The organism is Nocardia stercoris (genome assembly GCF_003696265.1).
In the GTDB taxonomy this organism is placed as follows: domain Bacteria; phylum Actinomycetota; class Actinomycetes; order Mycobacteriales; family Mycobacteriaceae; genus Nocardia; species Nocardia stercoris.
In genome coordinates, this window is the sequence record NZ_RFFH01000004.1 from 518,843 (window position 1) to 535,446 (window position 16,604).

14 protein-coding genes are annotated in these 16,604 nt (G+C 68.8%); 7 read left to right on the plus strand and 7 right to left on the minus strand.

Annotated features, from left to right (window positions below):
- Nucleotides 1-197 precede the first annotated feature (197 nt).
- Nucleotides 198-1,553, plus strand: coding sequence for a hypothetical protein (locus EBN03_RS13395; RefSeq protein ID WP_122188293.1), 1,356 nt, complete (start codon nucleotides 198-200; stop codon nucleotides 1,551-1,553).
- Nucleotides 1,554-1,564: 11 nt separating this feature from the next.
- Here EBN03_RS13395 and EBN03_RS13400 read toward each other — a convergent pair whose 3' ends face one another.
- From EBN03_RS13400 to EBN03_RS35830, 7 genes are all read right to left on the minus strand, one after another.
- Entirely contained in the window at nucleotides 1,565-2,179 is a 615-nt protein-coding gene (locus tag EBN03_RS13400; RefSeq protein WP_233608352.1) for a PDDEXK family nuclease, read from the minus strand.
- A 13-nt stretch (nucleotides 2,180-2,192) separates the two neighbouring features.
- Nucleotides 2,193-2,798: a Uma2 family endonuclease gene (locus tag EBN03_RS13405; RefSeq protein WP_122188294.1), complete on the minus strand. Its 606-nt coding sequence runs from the start codon at nucleotides 2,796-2,798 to the stop codon at nucleotides 2,193-2,195.
- Between the two features lie 281 nt (nucleotides 2,799-3,079).
- Complete coding sequence (locus tag EBN03_RS13410; RefSeq protein ID WP_122188295.1) at nucleotides 3,080-4,369, minus strand: sulfate adenylyltransferase subunit 1; 1,290 nt, start codon at nucleotides 4,367-4,369, stop codon at nucleotides 3,080-3,082.
- On the minus strand, nucleotides 4,369-5,277 hold the full coding sequence (gene cysD, locus EBN03_RS13415; RefSeq protein WP_407671137.1) for a sulfate adenylyltransferase subunit CysD: 909 nt from the start codon (nucleotides 5,275-5,277) through the stop codon (nucleotides 4,369-4,371). The genes EBN03_RS13410 and cysD overlap by 1 nt, the downstream gene beginning before the upstream one ends.
- Nucleotides 5,274-5,990, minus strand: a complete 717-nt coding sequence (locus EBN03_RS13420; RefSeq protein WP_122188297.1) for a phosphoadenylyl-sulfate reductase — start codon at nucleotides 5,988-5,990, stop codon at nucleotides 5,274-5,276. The genes cysD and EBN03_RS13420 overlap by 4 nt, the downstream gene beginning before the upstream one ends.
- Nucleotides 5,991-6,006: 16 nt before the next feature.
- Nucleotides 6,007-7,785, minus strand: a complete 1,779-nt coding sequence (locus tag EBN03_RS13425) for a nitrite/sulfite reductase (RefSeq protein WP_233608353.1) — start codon at nucleotides 7,783-7,785, stop codon at nucleotides 6,007-6,009.
- 133 nt (nucleotides 7,786-7,918) lie between these two features.
- A complete protein-coding gene (locus tag EBN03_RS35830) occupies nucleotides 7,919-8,011 on the minus strand; it encodes an Ms4527A family Cys-rich leader peptide (protein WP_407671138.1) in 93 nt (30 codons plus the stop codon).
- A gap of 175 nt (nucleotides 8,012-8,186) precedes the next feature.
- On the opposite strand from EBN03_RS35830, the gene hemW reads away from it, so the two are divergent.
- The 6 genes from hemW (at nucleotide 8,187) to EBN03_RS13455 (ending at nucleotide 16,464) form a co-directional block, all read left to right on the plus strand.
- Nucleotides 8,187-9,398 (plus strand): radical SAM family heme chaperone HemW, encoded by a 1,212-nt coding sequence (gene hemW / locus EBN03_RS13430; RefSeq protein WP_122188298.1) that lies wholly within the window; start codon nucleotides 8,187-8,189, stop codon nucleotides 9,396-9,398.
- A 266-nt stretch (nucleotides 9,399-9,664) separates the two neighbouring features.
- On the plus strand, nucleotides 9,665-10,696 hold the full coding sequence (hrcA, locus tag EBN03_RS13435) for a heat-inducible transcriptional repressor HrcA (protein WP_122188299.1): 1,032 nt from the start codon (nucleotides 9,665-9,667) through the stop codon (nucleotides 10,694-10,696).
- A gap of 63 nt (nucleotides 10,697-10,759) precedes the next feature.
- Nucleotides 10,760-11,908, plus strand: coding sequence for a molecular chaperone DnaJ (gene dnaJ / locus EBN03_RS13440; RefSeq protein ID WP_122188300.1), 1,149 nt, complete (start codon nucleotides 10,760-10,762; stop codon nucleotides 11,906-11,908).
- Between the two features lie 6 nt (nucleotides 11,909-11,914).
- A complete protein-coding gene (locus tag EBN03_RS13445; RefSeq protein ID WP_122188301.1) occupies nucleotides 11,915-12,655 on the plus strand; it encodes a 16S rRNA (uracil(1498)-N(3))-methyltransferase in 741 nt (246 codons plus the stop codon).
- A 165-nt stretch (nucleotides 12,656-12,820) separates the two neighbouring features.
- Nucleotides 12,821-14,518: an LCP family protein gene (locus EBN03_RS13450; protein WP_122188302.1), complete on the plus strand. Its 1,698-nt coding sequence runs from the start codon at nucleotides 12,821-12,823 to the stop codon at nucleotides 14,516-14,518.
- A gap of 221 nt (nucleotides 14,519-14,739) precedes the next feature.
- Entirely contained in the window at nucleotides 14,740-16,464 is a 1,725-nt protein-coding gene (locus EBN03_RS13455; protein WP_407671139.1) for an LCP family protein, read from the plus strand.
- Nucleotides 16,465-16,604: the final 140 nt, after the last annotated feature.

The following is a 16,604-nucleotide window of genomic DNA, read 5'->3' on the forward strand; positions in this document are numbered from 1 at the left end:
CTCCCGTGCGCCGGAAGCTCCACCGCGTGCGGTAAGCCCCGCCGCGTGCGGTAAGCCCCGCCGCGTGCGGTAAGCCCCGCCGCGTGCGGTAAGCCCCGCCGCGCATTCTCACGGACGCCGCGAGCTGTCCCGCACAGCCGGATCATTCACCCGCGCCGATCGGTTCCATCGCAGGTCACAGGCCATACGATGACTGCGTGACGCAGGGTGCCGGTGTCCCGTCGGTCTCCGTAGCACCGGCTGCCGCCGGTCGGTGGCGGCGCGCCGCCGGATCCCGCCGCAATCGCGTGCTGGAGGCTTTCGCCTGTTTCTTCATCGCCGCCGCGGCCGGAACCGCCGTCTTCGTGCCGACCGACTTCCGCTGGGCGGGTCCCGACGTCTATGCCGGCTACGGGGCCCGGATGAACTCGGTGACCGAGGCGCCGTCGATCGGGGTGGTGGTCGCGGTACTGACTGCCGCGTCGCTGTCCGCGATGGCGGGGAGGCGGGCCGCGTGGACCACCGTCGCGGTCGCCACAACCGGACTGTTGCTCGATCACGTCGTCGCCGACTACCTGGTCCGGCCCGAATCCGGCACCTACGTCACCTACAACGCGGTCGAGGCCGTGCTCGGCGGTGTCGCGCTGGGTGCGTTGGGCGTGGCCGTGCTCGACCGGGGGATCGTGGCCGTCGGGTACGGACTCGGCGCGGTCGGGTTCTGGATCTTCGGTGATTTGAACCAGATCGTCGACCTGATGGCCGGTACCACCGACCACGATGCGGACATGCCGTCCCTGCTGCTCGTCGGCCCGGCGGCGATCCTGTCGATCCTGTGCCTGCTGCGCCATCGCCGGGACCCGCGGCCACTGTTGATCGAATATCCGCAGTCGCCGCGCGGGTCGACTCTCATCTCGGCCGCGATCCTGTCCGCGGCGATGCTGATCCTGAGCAGCTGGGTCGACGAGCACGCGCACGTGCCGAACGACCGCCACCTGAACACCATCGTCGTGACCGCGGTCGTCCTGACGGTCGGCGCCGCCCTGCTGTCGGCGCTGTTGCTGCCCGGCCGGGACGGGGTGGCGATCCTGCTCGTGGTGGCGCTGATCTCGGTCTGCGATTCGGTGGGGTACCGGTCCCTGTCGGAGTGGGGCGTCCTGCTGCTGTTCGCCGCGACCGCGTTCGGACTGTGGGCCGCAATCCGTTACCCGTCACCGCGATTCGCAATCCTCGCCCTGCTGGTGTTCGCCGCGATCCTGCCGATCATGGCCGGTGCCGACCTCCCGCGCAACGGCCTGCTCCACCTCCCGATCGCATTTCTGGTCGGCTACTACCTGTTCACCCTCCGCCCGGTCGACAACGCCGCCGCGGTCCTCGCCCTGGGCACCCTCTACCTGCCCTCCATCACCCACCCCCTGCACCCCCAAAGCCGCACAGCGCAATTCACCGAACCGTTCCGCGCCTACCCGGCCCTGGTCGCCCTGGCGATCACGGTCGGCTGCGTCACCGGAGTCGTAGCGCTGCTGGCCCTGCGCCCGGCACGGTCCGATCGAATGCCGGGGACCGCAGTCGGCTGAACCTACGCCGGTCAGAATTCGAGCTCGGTCCACGGGATGTGGATGGGGAACGGTTGGTCGACGGCGATGCCGTGCTCGTCGGCGGAGGTCCATTCGCCGACGAGCTTGTAGGTCAGGGTTGTTCGCTCGTATGCCTTTACCGCGGTGATCGATTCGCCGCTCGGTGCGATGACGATCTCCCAGTACCAGTGGATACCGGCATGCGCGTAGCGGGCCTTCTTGGCTTCGATGTAGCACGGGTTCGATCGGAACCGGACCTCTCCGACGAGGAGAGTGTCTGCGGCCCGAACGTATTCAGTGAGCGGCATGCGCCGGGTGACCACGATGTCGGGAGTCAGGAAATCGGACATCTGCTCGAGATCTGGGAACACGTCTACCCGGTGGCACACAAGCCAGCCTGCGATAGATGGGTTGAGCATTGTCGTCTCGTCCGCGCATCGCTCGATGGCATTGGTCGCACGGCGAATGAAGCGCGAATGTGCGCGCTGACCGCGTGGGTTCCAGACGACCTTCCCTTCCCACAGCTCGATTTCGCGGCCGATCTCTTGTGGGAGTAGCTCCAGTTCTGCCCAGGTCATGAATTCCGGCAGGCCGGTATGGCGCTCGCGTTCGACGGGGCAGTTCACAGTCGGTCCCGTGTCAGAGTTCGAGGTCGGTCCAGGGGATGCGGATCGGGAATGGATGATCGATGTCTACGCCGACCTCGTCGGCGGGCGTCCACCGTGCGACTTCGAAGTACCTGTCGGGATGCAATGCCTGTACGCCCGTGCGCATCTCGGCCGCGCGGCAGTGGACGTGGGCGACGATCGAGGTGATGGCCTGGCGGTCGTCGTCGAGTTCGACTTCCCAGTACCAGGGAATTCCCGCCTCGGCGTAGCGCTGCAACTTGGCGTCCTGGAGCTTCGGCGTATTACAGGGTGACAATACCTCGCCGACCATCAGAACGTCTTCGGCCCATATCTTTTCGGCTAGCGACTTACACCGGTACACATGGAAGTCCGGCTTGAGGAAGTCCGACAGGTTGTTCTTGTCGAGGTGGACGGCGTGGTCGGTGATCACGCGCCAGCATTCCTCGGGCTGTGGCGATTTCAGCAGCCGTGTCGCATGTTCGAGACTGTTCGCCATCCGCCGGAGGCACGTGTCGTGACCGGCCGAGGCGCTGGCCATCCACATTACTCGGCCGTCCCACAGCTCGATCCGGTCGGCGATCTCCTCGGGGAGCTGCTCCAGTTCCTCCCAGGTCATGGACCCCGGCAGGTCGGTGGGGCGGTCATAGGGGCCAGACACACCCCCAGAGTAACCGTCTGGGAATCTTACTGCACTCGACACGACACGCCCCTTCGATCGGAATAGATATTCTATGACTCATAGACTTAAAAGTCGTCTATGATTGGACTGCCCTCTGATCAAAGAGATACCCTCGTCGCATCGAGATGTCAACGCGCAGTGTGGAATGCCAGGATCTACCCCGGAAACGGCAACGGGGACGGATGCTTTCGCATCCGTCCCCGGTCAGGGCCGAAATGTCAGGCGGCGGTGCCGACCTCGACCGCGGTGAGGGCGTCGCCCACCAGGCCCGCGGCCAGCGTGTTGCCGCCGGCCGGGTCGATCAGCAGGAAGCTGCCGGTGTGGCGGTTCACGCTGTAGTCGTCGGCCACGATCGGGTCGGCGACCCGGATCGAGATGCGGCCGATGTCGTTGAGCGACAGCGACTCCGGGCTCGGATCCGAGGCCATGTGCTGCTCGTCGAAGCGCTCGACCAGGGCACCCACGATGGCCTGGGTGGTCTTGGTGCCGTGCTTGAGCAGCAGCCGGGCGCCGGGGCGCAGCGGCTTGTCACCCAGCCAGCAGACCGTGGCGTCGAAGGCGTCGATCGGTTCCGGGGCGTCGGCGGCCGCGACGATGGTGTCGCCGCGCGAGATGTCGACGTCGTCGGTGAGCAGCAGGGTCACGCTGCGGCCGGGCTGCGCGGACACCAGCTCCCCGTCCGGGGTGTCGATCTTCTCGACCGTGGTGCGGGTGCCCGAGGGCAGCACCACGACCTCGTCGCCCTTGGTCACCGTGCCGGCCGCGACCTGACCGGCGTAACCGCGGTAGTCGGGGTAATCGGCGGTGCGCGGGCGGATCACGTACTGCACCGGGAAGCGCAGCCCGACCTCGCGGCCGCGCTCGGCGTCGACCGGCACCGACTCCAGATACTCGATCAGCGACGGGCCGTCGTAGTACGGCGTGTTCGCCGAGCGCGACGCGACATTGTCGCCGTGCAGCGCGGAGACCGGGATCTCCACGACATCCTCCGGCGCCCAGCCGAGTTTCGCGGTGAGCGTGGAGAATTCGGCGACGATAGTCGCGAAGACCGAGGCCGGGTCGTCGACCAGGTCGATCTTGTTCACGGCGAGCACCAGCTTCGGCACGCCCAGCAGCGCCATCACCGCGGCATGCCGGCGGGTCTGCTCGATGACACCCTTGCGGGCGTCGACCAGCAGGATCACCAGGTTCGCGGTCGACGCGCCGGACACCGTGTTGCGGGTGTACTGCACGTGGCCGGGGGTGTCGGCCAGCACGAAAGTCCGGTTGGGCGTGGCGAAGTAGCGGTACGCCACGTCGATGGTGATGCCCTGCTCGCGCTCGGCGCGCAGGCCGTCGACCAGCAGCGACAGGTCCGGCGTGGCCAGACCGCGGTCGACCGAGGCGCGGGTCACCGCGTCGATCTGGTCCGCCAGAACGGATTTCGTGTCGTAGAGCAGGCGGCCGACGAGGGTGGACTTACCGTCGTCGACGCTACCGGCCGTAGCCAGGCGTAGTAGGTCGGACATCAGAAGTAACCCTCTCGCTTGCGGTCTTCCATGGCGGCCTCCGACACACGGTCGTCACCGCGAGTCGCGCCACGTTCGGTGAGGCGGGACGCGGCGACTTCGGCGAGGATGTCCTCGTTGGTCGCGGCCTCGGAAAGCACTGCGCCGGTAGTGGATCCGTCGCCGACGGTGCGGTAGCGCACCGACTTGGTCTCCAGCACCTCGTTGTCGGCGGGGCCGCCCCAGACGCCCGGGGTCATCCACATGCCGTCGCGCTGGTAGACCGGGCGCTGGTGGGCGTAGTAGATGCTCGCCAGTTCCACGTCCTCGCGGGCGATGTAGCGCCAGATGTCCAGCTCGGTCCAGTTGGACAGCGGGAACACCCGCACGTGCTCACCCGGCGCGTGCTTGCCGTTGTACAGGTTCCACAGCTCGGGCCGCTGCCGCTTCGGGTCCCAGCGGCCGAACGCGTCCCGCAGCGAGAAGATCCGCTCCTTGGCGCGGGCACGTTCCTCGTCGCGGCGGGCACCACCGAAGACCGCGTCGAAGCGGTGCTCGGCGATGGCGTCCAGCAGCGGCACGGTCTGCAGCGGGTTGCGGATACCGTCCGGGCGCTCCTGCAGCCGGCCGTCGGCCAGGTACTCCTCGACCGAGGCGACGTGCAGGCGCAGGCCGTACTTCGCGACCACGTGATCGCGGAAGGCCAGCACCTCGGGCAGGTTGTGCCCGGTGTCGACGTGCAGCAGCGCGAACGGCAGCGGCGCCGGCCAGAAGGCCTTGAGCGCCAGGTGCAGCAGCACCGTCGAGTCCTTGCCGCCGGAGAACAGGATCACCGGCCGCTCGAACTCGCCCGCGACCTCACGGAAGATGTGGATGGACTCGCTCTCGAGGGCCGAGAGGGTGTCGAATTCCGTTTCGAGAGATGTCATGACTGGTGCAACCCGCATTCGGTCTTGGCGAGGCCGGCCCAGCGGCCGCTTCGCGGATCGGATCCCGGTTCCGGCTTCCGCGTGCACGGAGCGCAACCGATGGACGGATATCCCTCTTCCACAAGGGGATTCACGAGGATGCCGTTGGCCTCGATGTAGGCCGCCATCTCGTCGTCGGACCAGGGCGCGATCGGGTTGATCTTCACCAGGCCGAACGCCTCGTCGAAGGAAATCAGGGGCGCGTTGGCGCGGGTCGGCGCCTCCACGCGGCGGATGCCGGTCACCCAGGCGTTGTAGCCGGCCAGCGATTTCTTCAGCGGCGCGACCTTCCGCAGGGCGCAGCACTGGTTGGCGTCGCGGGCGAACAGGTCCTTGCCGAGCAGCTGGTCCTGCTCGGCGACCGTGTGCTCGGGGGTCGCGTTGACGATGTTGACGCCGTAGACCATCTCGACGGCGTCGCGGGTGCCGATGGTCTCGGCGAAGTGGTAGCCGGTGTCCAGGAACAGCACGTCCACGCCGGGGTGGACCTGCGCGGCCAGCTGCACCAGCACCGCGTCCTGCATGTTGGAGGCGACGATGTAGCCGGAGCCGAAGGTGTCCTCGGTCCACTGCAGCAGCTCGAGCGCGGTGGCGTCGGGGCCCAGCTGTGCGGCGCCGTCGGTCGCGATCCGCCGGAGCTCGTCCTCGGACAGCTTTTCCAAAGTGGTTGCCATGCTTGATCTCTCCCGGTTACCTGAGGTCTGCCTCGTCGGCGCGGACCGCCCACTGCGCGAAACGCTCACCCTCGTTGCGGTTCTTGGCGAAGTTGCGCACCACACGCTCGATGTAGTCGCCCAGCTCGGTGCTGTTCACCTTGTGCTGGCGCAGTTTCCGGCCGAACGCGCTGTCCAGGCCGAGGCTGCCACCCAGGTGAACCTGGAAGCCCTCGATCTGATTCCCCTCACCGTCGTCCACCAGCTGGCCCTTGAACCCGATGTCGGCGATCTGGGACCGGCCGCAGGAGTTCGGGCAGCCGTTGATGTTGACGGTGATCGGCACGTCGAGCTGCGCGTTGATGTCGGCCAAGCGCTCCTCGAGCTCCGGCACGAGCACCTGGGAGCGCTTGCGGGTTTCGGTGAACGACAGCTTGCAGAACTCGATTCCGCTGCAGGCCAGCAGATTCCGCCGCCACGCCGAGGCGCGGGCGTGCAGGCCCAGCGGGCGCAGCGTGTCGATCAGCTCCTCGACCTTGTCGTCGGGGACGTCGAGCACGATCAGCTTCTGGTACGGGGTGAACCGGATCCGGTCGGAGCCGACCGCCGCCACCGCGTCCGCGACCTGGGTCAGGATGGTGCCCGACACCCGGCCGGCGATGGGGGAGAAGCCGACGGCGTTGAGCCCGTTGCGCAGTCGCTGCACCCCGACGTGGTCGATGGGTCGCTGCGGCTGTTCGGGGGCGGGGCCGTCGATCAGCTTCCGCTTCAGGTACTCGGTCTCGAGCACCTCGCGGAACTTCGCCACACCCCAGTCCTTGACCAGGAACTTCAGCCGCGCCTTGCTGCGCAGGCGGCGGTAGCCGTAGTCGCGGAACAGCGCGACGACGCCCTCCCACACATCCGGCACCTCGTCCAGCGGGACGAACGCGCCCAGGCGCTGGGCCAGCATCGGGTTGGTGGACAGCCCGCCGCCGACCCAAAGGTCGAGTCCCGGACCGTGTTCGGGGTGCACGACGCCGATGAAGGCGACGTCGTTGATCTCGTGCACCACGTCCTGCTGACCGGAGATGGCGGTCTTGAACTTGCGCGGCAGGTTCGAGTAGCGCTTGTCGCCGATGTAGCGCTTCACGATCTCGTCGATCGCGGGCGTCGGGTCGATGACCTCGTCGAGCGACTCGCCGGCCAGCGGGGAGCCGAGGATCACACGCGGGCAGTCACCGCAGGCCTCGGTGGTCTTGAGCCCGACCTCTTCGAGGCGGCGCCAGATCTCCGGGACGTTCTCGACCTCGATCCAGTGGTACTGGACGTTCTCGCGGTCGGACAGGTCGGCGGTGTCGCGGCCGAACTCGGTGGAGATGCCGGCGATGGTGCGCAGCTGCGCGACGTTGAGCGCGCCGGCGTCGCAGCGCACCCGCATCATGAAGTACTTGGCCTCGAGCAGGTCGATGTTCTCGTCGCCGGTGAACGTGCCGTCGTAGCCCTGTTCCCGCTGGGTGTAGAGGCCCCACCAGCGGAATCGGCCGCGCAGGTCGGCCTTGTCGATCGAGTCGAAGCCGCCCTTCGAGTAGATGTTCTCGATCCGGGCCCGGACGTTGAGCGGGTTGTCGTCCTTCTTGCTCTGCTCGTTCGGGTTCAGCGGCTCGCGGTAGCCGAGTGCCCACTGGCCCTCGGACCGCTTGCGGACCGGCTTGCCGGTGCGCTCGCGCGGACCGGTCACCTCGGCGCGCGGCCGGGCGCGGCGCTCGCGCGCCGCCTGTTCGCGGGCCGCGGCGACGGATTCACGACTGGAGTCGGCGTCGGTGCTCGACGTCATGAGAGGGTTGCTCCTGCACTGTTTTATGTTCGAACCGTTCCGGGCAGGAGGTACTGATCTCCAGCCAAATCGGTAGCGGTGGGATCGTTGAAGTCGGCGTCGCTCCGGCGACGCGGGACCAGGACAGACCGAACTACCGGACGATTCCTGGCAGACAGCAGGCGCTGCAGACGCGCTTGAAGTCGACGTGGCGGCGTGCCACCAATCGGACTCCGGATGCGCTCATGCTGCTTATTGTGCCATGTCAGAACGGGCATACCGACCCGGTCTCGGATATTTTCCGGAACTGTGGGGGAAATTACCTGGACGGACGACCCGGTGTGTGAGATGAGTCATAGCAATCGGCTTCCTTGCCCCGGACCCGCCCGCGCTCGGTCCGCGCGACAGGTCAGACTGGAAGGATGACCGCGATCGTCTCCCCGAGTTCCGCCGCACCCGACGCCGATCGGCCGGTGCTGCGCGACTTCGGCGGCGGGCCGTTCGGGATCTACGTGCACGTGCCGTTCTGCGCCACGCGCTGCGGCTACTGCGACTTCAACACCTATACGGCCGGCGAGCTGGGCACCTCGGCCTCGCCGCAGTCCTGGTTGACGGCCCTGAAAGGTGAGCTGGCCACGGCGGCGGCCGCGTTCGCCGCGCTGCCGACCGCGCAACCGGCGGTCGACACGGTGTTCGTCGGCGGCGGCACGCCCTCGCTGCTCGGCGGTGACGGGTTGGCCCAGGTCCTCGACGCGATTCGCGACACGTTCCCGCTCGCGCCGGGCGCCGAGGTGACCACCGAATCGAATCCGGAGTCGACCTCGCCCGAGTTCTTCGCCCGGCTGCTCGACGCCGGCTACACCCGGATCTCGCTCGGCATGCAGTCCGCGGCCGAACACGTGCTGAAGGTGCTCGACCGCACCCACACTCCCGGCCGGGCCGTGGCCGCGGCCGTGGAGGCCCGCGCCGCCGGATTCGAGCACCTGAACCTCGATCTGATCTACGGCACGCCGGGGGAGACCGACGCCGATCTGGATGCCAGCCTCGACGCGGTGCTCGCCGCCGGAGTCGACCATGTGTCGGCCTACTCGCTGATCGTGGAGGACGGCACGGCCCTGGCCCGCAAGGTGCGCCGCGGGGAACTGCCCGCACCCGACGAGGACGTGCTGGCCGACCGCTACCACCGCATCGACACCCGCCTGACCGCCGCGGGCCTGGGCTGGTACGAGGTGTCGAACTGGGCCGCAACCGATTCCGCGCGCTGCCGGCACAACCTGGGCTATTGGGATCGCGGTGACTGGCTCGGCGCCGGGCCCGGTGCGCATTCGCACGTCGGCGGCGTGCGCTGGTGGAACGTGAAACATCCGGCGCGCTACGCGGATCGGGTGGCCGGCGGCGGCCTGCCCGCGGCCGGCTGGGAGGCGCTGACCGCCGACGAGGCCTACACCGAACGGGTGATGCTGACCGTGCGCCTGCGCACCGGCCTGCCGCTCGCCGAACTGACCCCGGCCGGCCGGCGTGCGGCCGATCGGGTGATCGCCGACGGGCTGGCGGCGATCGACGCGGACCGTCTGGTGCTCACCGATCGGGGCCGGTTGTTGGCCGACGGTGTGGTCCGCACGCTGCTGGACTGAGCGGCGCCACGCCCGAGCCGCCGGGAGTCCGCTGTGCGTGAATGTGTGTCGTGTATCACGTGATCCGGTGGGTGTCGCCTGGTTCCCGGTACGCGCGGTACCGAATTGCCGGGTCTGTCGCGGCCGATCGCCCGAGTGCGCGGCGATCGCTGTCGCACCTGGCGGGACTGGGAAACCCTGAGCCGACCACACTCACCTAGAATGGATCCAAGAATGGCCCGTTTCTCCGCGCGGTGGGCCGAGCGCGATCACGAGGAGGTGGGCCGATGTCGACTACCGAAGAGCGACGGCTCGAGGTCCTGCGCGCCATCGTGGCCGACTACATTGCCACCAAGGAGCCGATCGGCTCGAAATCACTGGTCGAGCGGCACAATCTCGGCGTCTCCAGCGCCACCGTTCGCAACGACATGGCCGTGCTCGAGGCCGAGGGCTATATCGCCCAGCCCCACACCTCGTCCGGCCGCATCCCGACCGACAAGGGCTACCGGGAATTCGTCGACAACATCGCCGAGGTCAAGCCGCTGTCGCCGGCCGAACGCAAGGCGATCATGCAGTTCCTGGAGAGCGGGGTCGACCTCGACGACGTGCTGCGACGCGGTGTGCGGCTGCTCGCCCAGCTCACCCGCCAGGTCGCCATGGTGCAGTACCCGACCGTGTCCGCGTCCACCGTGCGCCACCTGGAAGTGGTGGCGCTCAACCCCGCCCGGCTGCTGCTGGTCGTGATCACCGACACCGGCCGGGTCGATCAGCGCCTGGTCGACCTCGGCGCGGTCGTGGACGACGACGACGTGAGCGCGCTGCGCGGCATGCTCGGCAAGGCCATGGACGGCAAGCGGCTGTCCGCCGCGTCCGCGGCGGTGTCCAGCCTGCCCGAAACGGTGCAGGGCCCGCTGCGTGACGTGCTGGTCCGGGTGTCGACCGTGCTGGTCGAAACCCTGGTCGAGCACCCCGAGGACCGGCTGGTCCTGGGCGGCACCGCCAACCTCACCCGCAATGTCGGCGACTTCGGCTTCCCGGGCTCGCTGCGGCAGGTACTCGAGGCGCTCGAAGAGCAGGTCGTGGTACTGAAACTGCTGGCCGCCGCGCAGCATCCGGGGACGGTCACCGTGCAGATCGGTGAGGAGACCCGGGTCGAGCAGATGCGCGGAACCTCCGTCGTCTCGACCGGGTACGGTGTGCCGGGTGCCGTCCTCGGCGGTATGGGAGTACTGGGGCCGACACGGATGGACTACCCCGGAACCATCGCGTCGGTCGCCGCGGTCGCGCGATACATCGGTGAAGTGCTCGCTGAACGATGAGCCTGCCGCAGCGGCGGCAGCTTTCGGCACCAAATTCGATTCGGAACAGGACTAGAGACAGAAGTGGCACGGGACTACTACGGAATTCTCGGCGTCGGCCGCTCGGCGACCGACCAGGAACTCAAGCGCGCCTACCGGAAGCTCGCCCGGGAACTGCATCCCGACGTCAACCCGGATCCGCAGGCCCAGGAGCGTTTCCGCGAGGTGTCCACCGCCTACGAGGTTCTCACCGACCCGGAGAAGCGGCGCATCGTGGACCTCGGCGGCGACCCGATGGAATCCGGTGGCGGGGGCGGCTTCTCGGGGGCCGGCTTCGGCGGTCTCGGCGACGTCTTCGAAGCCTTCTTCGGCGGCATGGGCAATGCCGCCAACCCGCGCAAGCCGCGCGGCCGCGTCCAGGCCGGCGCGGACTCGCTGCTGCGCACCCGGCTGTCGCTGGCCGAATGCGCGGTCGGCGTCACCAAGCACCTGACGGTCGACACCGCCGTGCTGTGCGACCTGTGCCAGGGCGCCGGCACCAACGGTGACTCCAAGCCGGTCCGCTGCGACACCTGTGGTGGTGCCGGTGAGGTGCAGTCGGTGCAGCGCTCGTTCCTGGGCCAGGTCATGACCTCGCGGCCCTGCCCGACCTGCCGCGGTGCCGGTGAGGTCATTCCCGACCCCTGCCGTAAGTGCGGTGGCGACGGCCGGGTGCGCGCCCGGCGCGAGATCGCGGCGCCCATCCCGGCCGGTGTGGCCAACGGCATGCGGGTGCGGCTGGCCGCCCAGGGCGAGGTCGGCCCCGGTGGCGGCCCGGCCGGCGACCTGTACGTCGAGATCGTCGAGCAGCCGCACGACACCTTCGTCCGCGACGCCGACGACCTGCACTGCACCATCCGGGTCCCGATGGTGGACGCGGCGCTGGGCACGACCGTGGTCGTCGACACCATCCTGGACGGCCCCACCGAGCTGACCATCCCGGCCGGCACCCAGCCGGGCGAGGTGTCGGTACTGCGCGGACACGGCATGCCGAAGCTGCGCAGCAACGCCCGCGGCGACCTGATCGCGCACCTCGACATCGTGGTGCCGACCAAGCTGGACTCCAAGCAGACCGGAATGTTGCGGCAGTACAAGGCCACTCGCAACGGCGAGCGCACCGAGGTGCTGACCGCGTCGTCGGAGCACAACAGCGGCCTGTTCGCCCGGCTCCGCGCGTCGTTCAGCGGGCGCTGAGATCCGTTGGCCGCCACCGTCTTCTATTGCGACCATATTCCGGAGCCGGGGCAGATCGCGGTGCTCGACGGCCCGGAGGGCCGGCACGCCGCGACGGTCCGGCGCACCCGCGTCGGTGAGCTGATCACGTTGTCCGACGGCGCCGGTCTGCTGGCGCCGTCGGAAGTGGTTGCCGCGCAGAAGGACCGGTTGGAGCTCCGGGTGCTGGACCGGCAGCCGGCAACGGCTCCGGCGCCGGCGGTCACGGTGGTGCAGGCGCTGCCCAAGTCCGATCGTTCCGAGCTTGCCGTCGAGCTGATGACCGAGGCCGGCGCCGACGTGATCGTGCCCTGGCAGGCGTCGCGTTGCGTGTCGAACTGGGAAGCCAAGGCGGGCAAGGGCGTCGAGAAGTGGCGTGCCGCGGCCCGCGGTGCGGCGCGGCAGTCCCGGCGGGCCTGGATCCCGGAGGTCACCGGCCTGCACCGCACCGCCGACCTGCTCGATCTGGTGCGAACGGTCAAGGCGGACAACGGGATCGTGGCGGCCTTGCACGAGTCGGGTACGTCCCGGTTCACCGAGCTGCCGTTCGCTCGGGCCGACCGCATCGTGCTGATCGTCGGCCCCGAGGGCGGCCTGGCCGATGCCGAGCTGGACGCGCTGCGGGACGCGGGCGCGGACATCGTCCTGCTGGGTCCGACCGTGCTGCGGACCTCGACGGCCGCCGCTGTGGCGCTCGGCGCGCTGGGAGCGCTCACGCCCCGCTGGTGAAACGGCCGCCCGGAGCGCACTCGTGGTGGCCATACTCACACCCCGGCGAGAACGCTTGCCGCGCTGGGACCGCGGTCCGGTCCACGCCGGGACCCACCGCTGGTAGACGGTGTGGGGCGGATACCGACTCGCCTCGACCGACGGCTGTGCCTATATTGAATTGTTATGAAGTACGCAGGGGACAGCCGTCAGGGCCGTCCGGTAGATCCGGATCCGGTCACGACTCGGTTACCTCCGCACCGGGGCGGGCGCGCGACCGGGCGGCGGGCGGCGCGGCAGCAGCAGGAGAAGCGGACGCTGTGGGCGGTCGGCCGGTCCCTGGTCGCGTTGTCGGCGGTGACCGTGCTGGTCGGTACCGGGGCCGCCTGGGAGGGCTACCGGCAGGCGGTGTCCGGGGTCACCAAGTCCAACGCCCTCGGTGACGGCCCGAAGTCGACGGGCGCGGCGCAGAACATTCTCATCATGGGGCTGGACAGCCGCCTGGACGAGAAGGGCAATCCGCTCCCGCAGGAGATGTACGACGCGCTGCACGCCGGTGACGACAGTGTCGGCGGTTACAACTCCAATGTGCTGATCCTGCTGCACATTCCGGGCGACGGATCGAAGGCCACGGCCATCTCCATCCCGCGCGACGACTACGTGACCCTGGCCCCGGCGTCCTGTGTCGGTGGCACCTCGCCGTGCAAGGACAAGATCAAGACGGCCTACGGCTGGGCCTACGTCGGCGCCAAGGACCGGCTGGCCAAGACGATCTCCGATCCGCAGGCTCTGGAACAGGCGGCCCGCGAAGAGGGACGCAAGGCGGAGATCGCGACGATCAAGTCCTTCCTCGGCAACAACGTTCCGATCGACCATTTCGTCGAGGTCACGCTGGTCGCGTTCTTCCAGATCGCCCAGGCCGTGCAGCCGATCACCGTCTGCCTCAACGAGCGCACCCAGGACGACTTCTCCGGCGCCGACTTCCAGAAGGGCGTGCAGGACATCGACGCCTCGCAGGCCATGGCGTTTGTCCGGCAGCGCCGCGACCCCGACGAATCGCTGAACTTCACCGACCTGGACCGCACCCGGCGCCAGCAGGCGTTCATTGTGGCGCTCGCCCACAAGCTCGCGCAGAGCGGCGCGGTCAGCAGCCCGAGCACCCTGCGCAACCTGCTCGACGTCGCCAAACAGAACATCGCCATCGACGACAAGCTGGACATGCTGCAGTTCGTGCAGCACGCCTCCACGCTGGTGTCGGGCGGCATCACCATGTACACGCTGCCGGTGCAGGACTTCGGTGACGCGCCGAACGTCAACGGCGACCTGGAGTCGATCAACATCGTCGACATGAACCAGATCCACGGCATCGTGAAGGACATCATGGCGGGCAGCGGTCCGCCGTCGCCGACCACCACCGCGGCGCCGACCTCGGTTCCCGCCGCGGCCGGTGTGACGGTGAACGTGATCAACGGTTCCGGTGAGCAGGGCCTGGCGGCCCGGCTCGAGACCGCCTTGGCCGGTAAGGGTTTCACGCCGGGGAAGCCCACGTCCGACGAGGCGCGCGCCACGAGTTCGCTGACCTACGGGGCCGGCGCGGAACAGGCGGCCACGGCGCTGGCGACCCAGCTGGGTCTCACCGCCAAAGCGTCCGCCGCCCGCGAGGACAACACGATCCAGCTGATCGTCGGCACGGAGGACGCGACCTCGGGTCCGATCGCGGATCTGGCCGGGCCCGCCCCGGATTCGAGTTCGTCCAGTGCCGCCACCACGACCGCTCCGCCGCCGCCCCCGGTGAACGCGACCGCCACGGGCGCCAACGCCCCCGCGCCGACGGACCTGTCGAGCATGGACGGCAACGCCAACGGCGTCCCCTGCGTGAAGTAGCGTCCGGCAACGACATTCGCCGGTGCGGCCGGTTTGCGGCCGCGCCGGCGGGCCACGGTGTGCGGCTGTAGGCCCCCTGACGAATCCGTGCCGGCCCGCGGAGAACGTGATTTTTCGGGCGCCTACCAGCGCTTTCGGCGGGCTCGGCCGGGAGCGGATCGCACGGGAGGCGCGCCGGTCAATTCTCGGATCGGCGTCGCCGGGTGCCTATATTCGGTCACATGACGTACGCAGGGGACAGCGGACGCTCCGAGCCGGGGGACCCGGATCCGGCCACCATGCCATTGCGCCCGCAGCAGGCGCAGACCGTGCCCGGCGCCACCGCGGGTGGGTGGCCGACCGCGGCCCGGCCGGTATCGGGTGGTCCGAGCGGCCCTCGCCGCACGCTGCTGACAGCGGGCCGGACGTTGATGGCCCTGCTGGCCGTGACGGTTCTGGTCGGCACGGGCGCGGCGTACAAGGGGTATCACGACGTGCTGGCGGGAGTCACCACCTCGCAGGCACTCGACGACGGCCCCAAATCCGCGAACGCCGACCAGAACATCCTCGTCATGGGGCTCGACAGCCGCCTGGACGAGAAGGGCAATCCGCTCCCGCAGGACATATACGACGCGCTGCACGCCGGCGACGACAGCGTCGGCGGTTACAACTCGAATGTGCTCATCCTGCTGCACATCCCGGGTGACGGATCCAAATCGACCGCGATCTCCATCCCGCGCGACGACTACGTCGCGCTGGACCCCTCGGCCTGTGACGTCGCGCCCTGCAAGGGCAAGATCAAGCAGGCCTACGGCTATGCCTACGAGCGGGCCAAGGTGAAGCTGGAGAACGCGAAGACGGTCACCGATCCGGTCACCATCGAACAGAAGTCGCGCGACGCCGGCCGCAAGGCCGAGATCGCGACCGTGCGCACCTTCCTCGGTGGCAACGTGCCGATCGACCACTTCGTCGAGGTCACGCTGGTGGCGTTCTTCCAGATCGCGCAGGCGGTCCAGCCGCTCACGGTGTGCCTGAACGAGCGGACCCAGGACGATTTCTCCGGCGCCGACTTCAAGAAGGGCCGTCAAGAGATCGACGCCGCGCAGGCCATGGCGTTCGTCCGGCAGCGCCGCGACCCCGACCCGTCGCTGAACTTCACCGACCTCGATCGCACCCGGCGCCAGCAGGCGTTCATCGTGTCGCTGGCCCGCAAGCTGAGCAACACCGGCGCCGTCGCGAGCCCGTCCACTCTGCACAGCCTGCTCGACGTGGCCAAACAGAACATCGCCGTCGACAGCACACTCGACCTGGTGGCCTTCGCGCAGCGCGCCTCGCAGCTGATGTCGGGCGGGATCACCCTCTACACCTTGCCGGTCAAGGACTTCGGCACCGACGATCTCGGTGAGGACATCAACCTGGTCGACCTGAGCCAGATCCACGCGATCGCCAAGAGCCTGCTCTCGGGCGGTTCGGTGCCGACCACCGCGGTCGCGCCGACCACGGTCTTCTCCGCTGCCGGGGTCGTGGTCAACGTGATCAACGGGTCCGGGCAGACCGGGCTCGCCGCCCGCCTCGAACAGGCGCTCACCGGAAAGGGATTCACGCAGGGCACGGTCGGCACCGGCACCATCCGCAGCGTCACCACCCTGAGCTACGGTTCCGGCGCCGACGCGGCCGCCACCTCGCTGGCCGAGACCCTGGGCCTGACCGCGACCAAGTCGGCCGCGCTGGACCCCGACACCATCCAGCTCATCGTCGGTACCGACGGCGCGTCCTCCGGTCCGATCGCCGAGCTGGCCGCCTCGATCCCCGACACCACGTACGCCGCCACCACGACCAGCGGCGGTTCGGCCGCCACCAGTACCGAGCCGCCGGCGCCGGTCTCGGCCACCGCCACCGGGGTGAATGCCCCCGAACCGACCGACCTGTCGAGCATGGACGGCGGCGACATCCCCTGCGTCAAATAGGTCCGCCGGACCGTGCGGACGGGTGGCCGGAATCCGGTCCGTGACCTGGTGGTAGCCCCTTATTCACTGGGCGTGGCCGAGCCCGCGAGCTAAACTTTGTGCACACAGACGTTCGAGAACGGAAAGCAGGCTCAGGCACC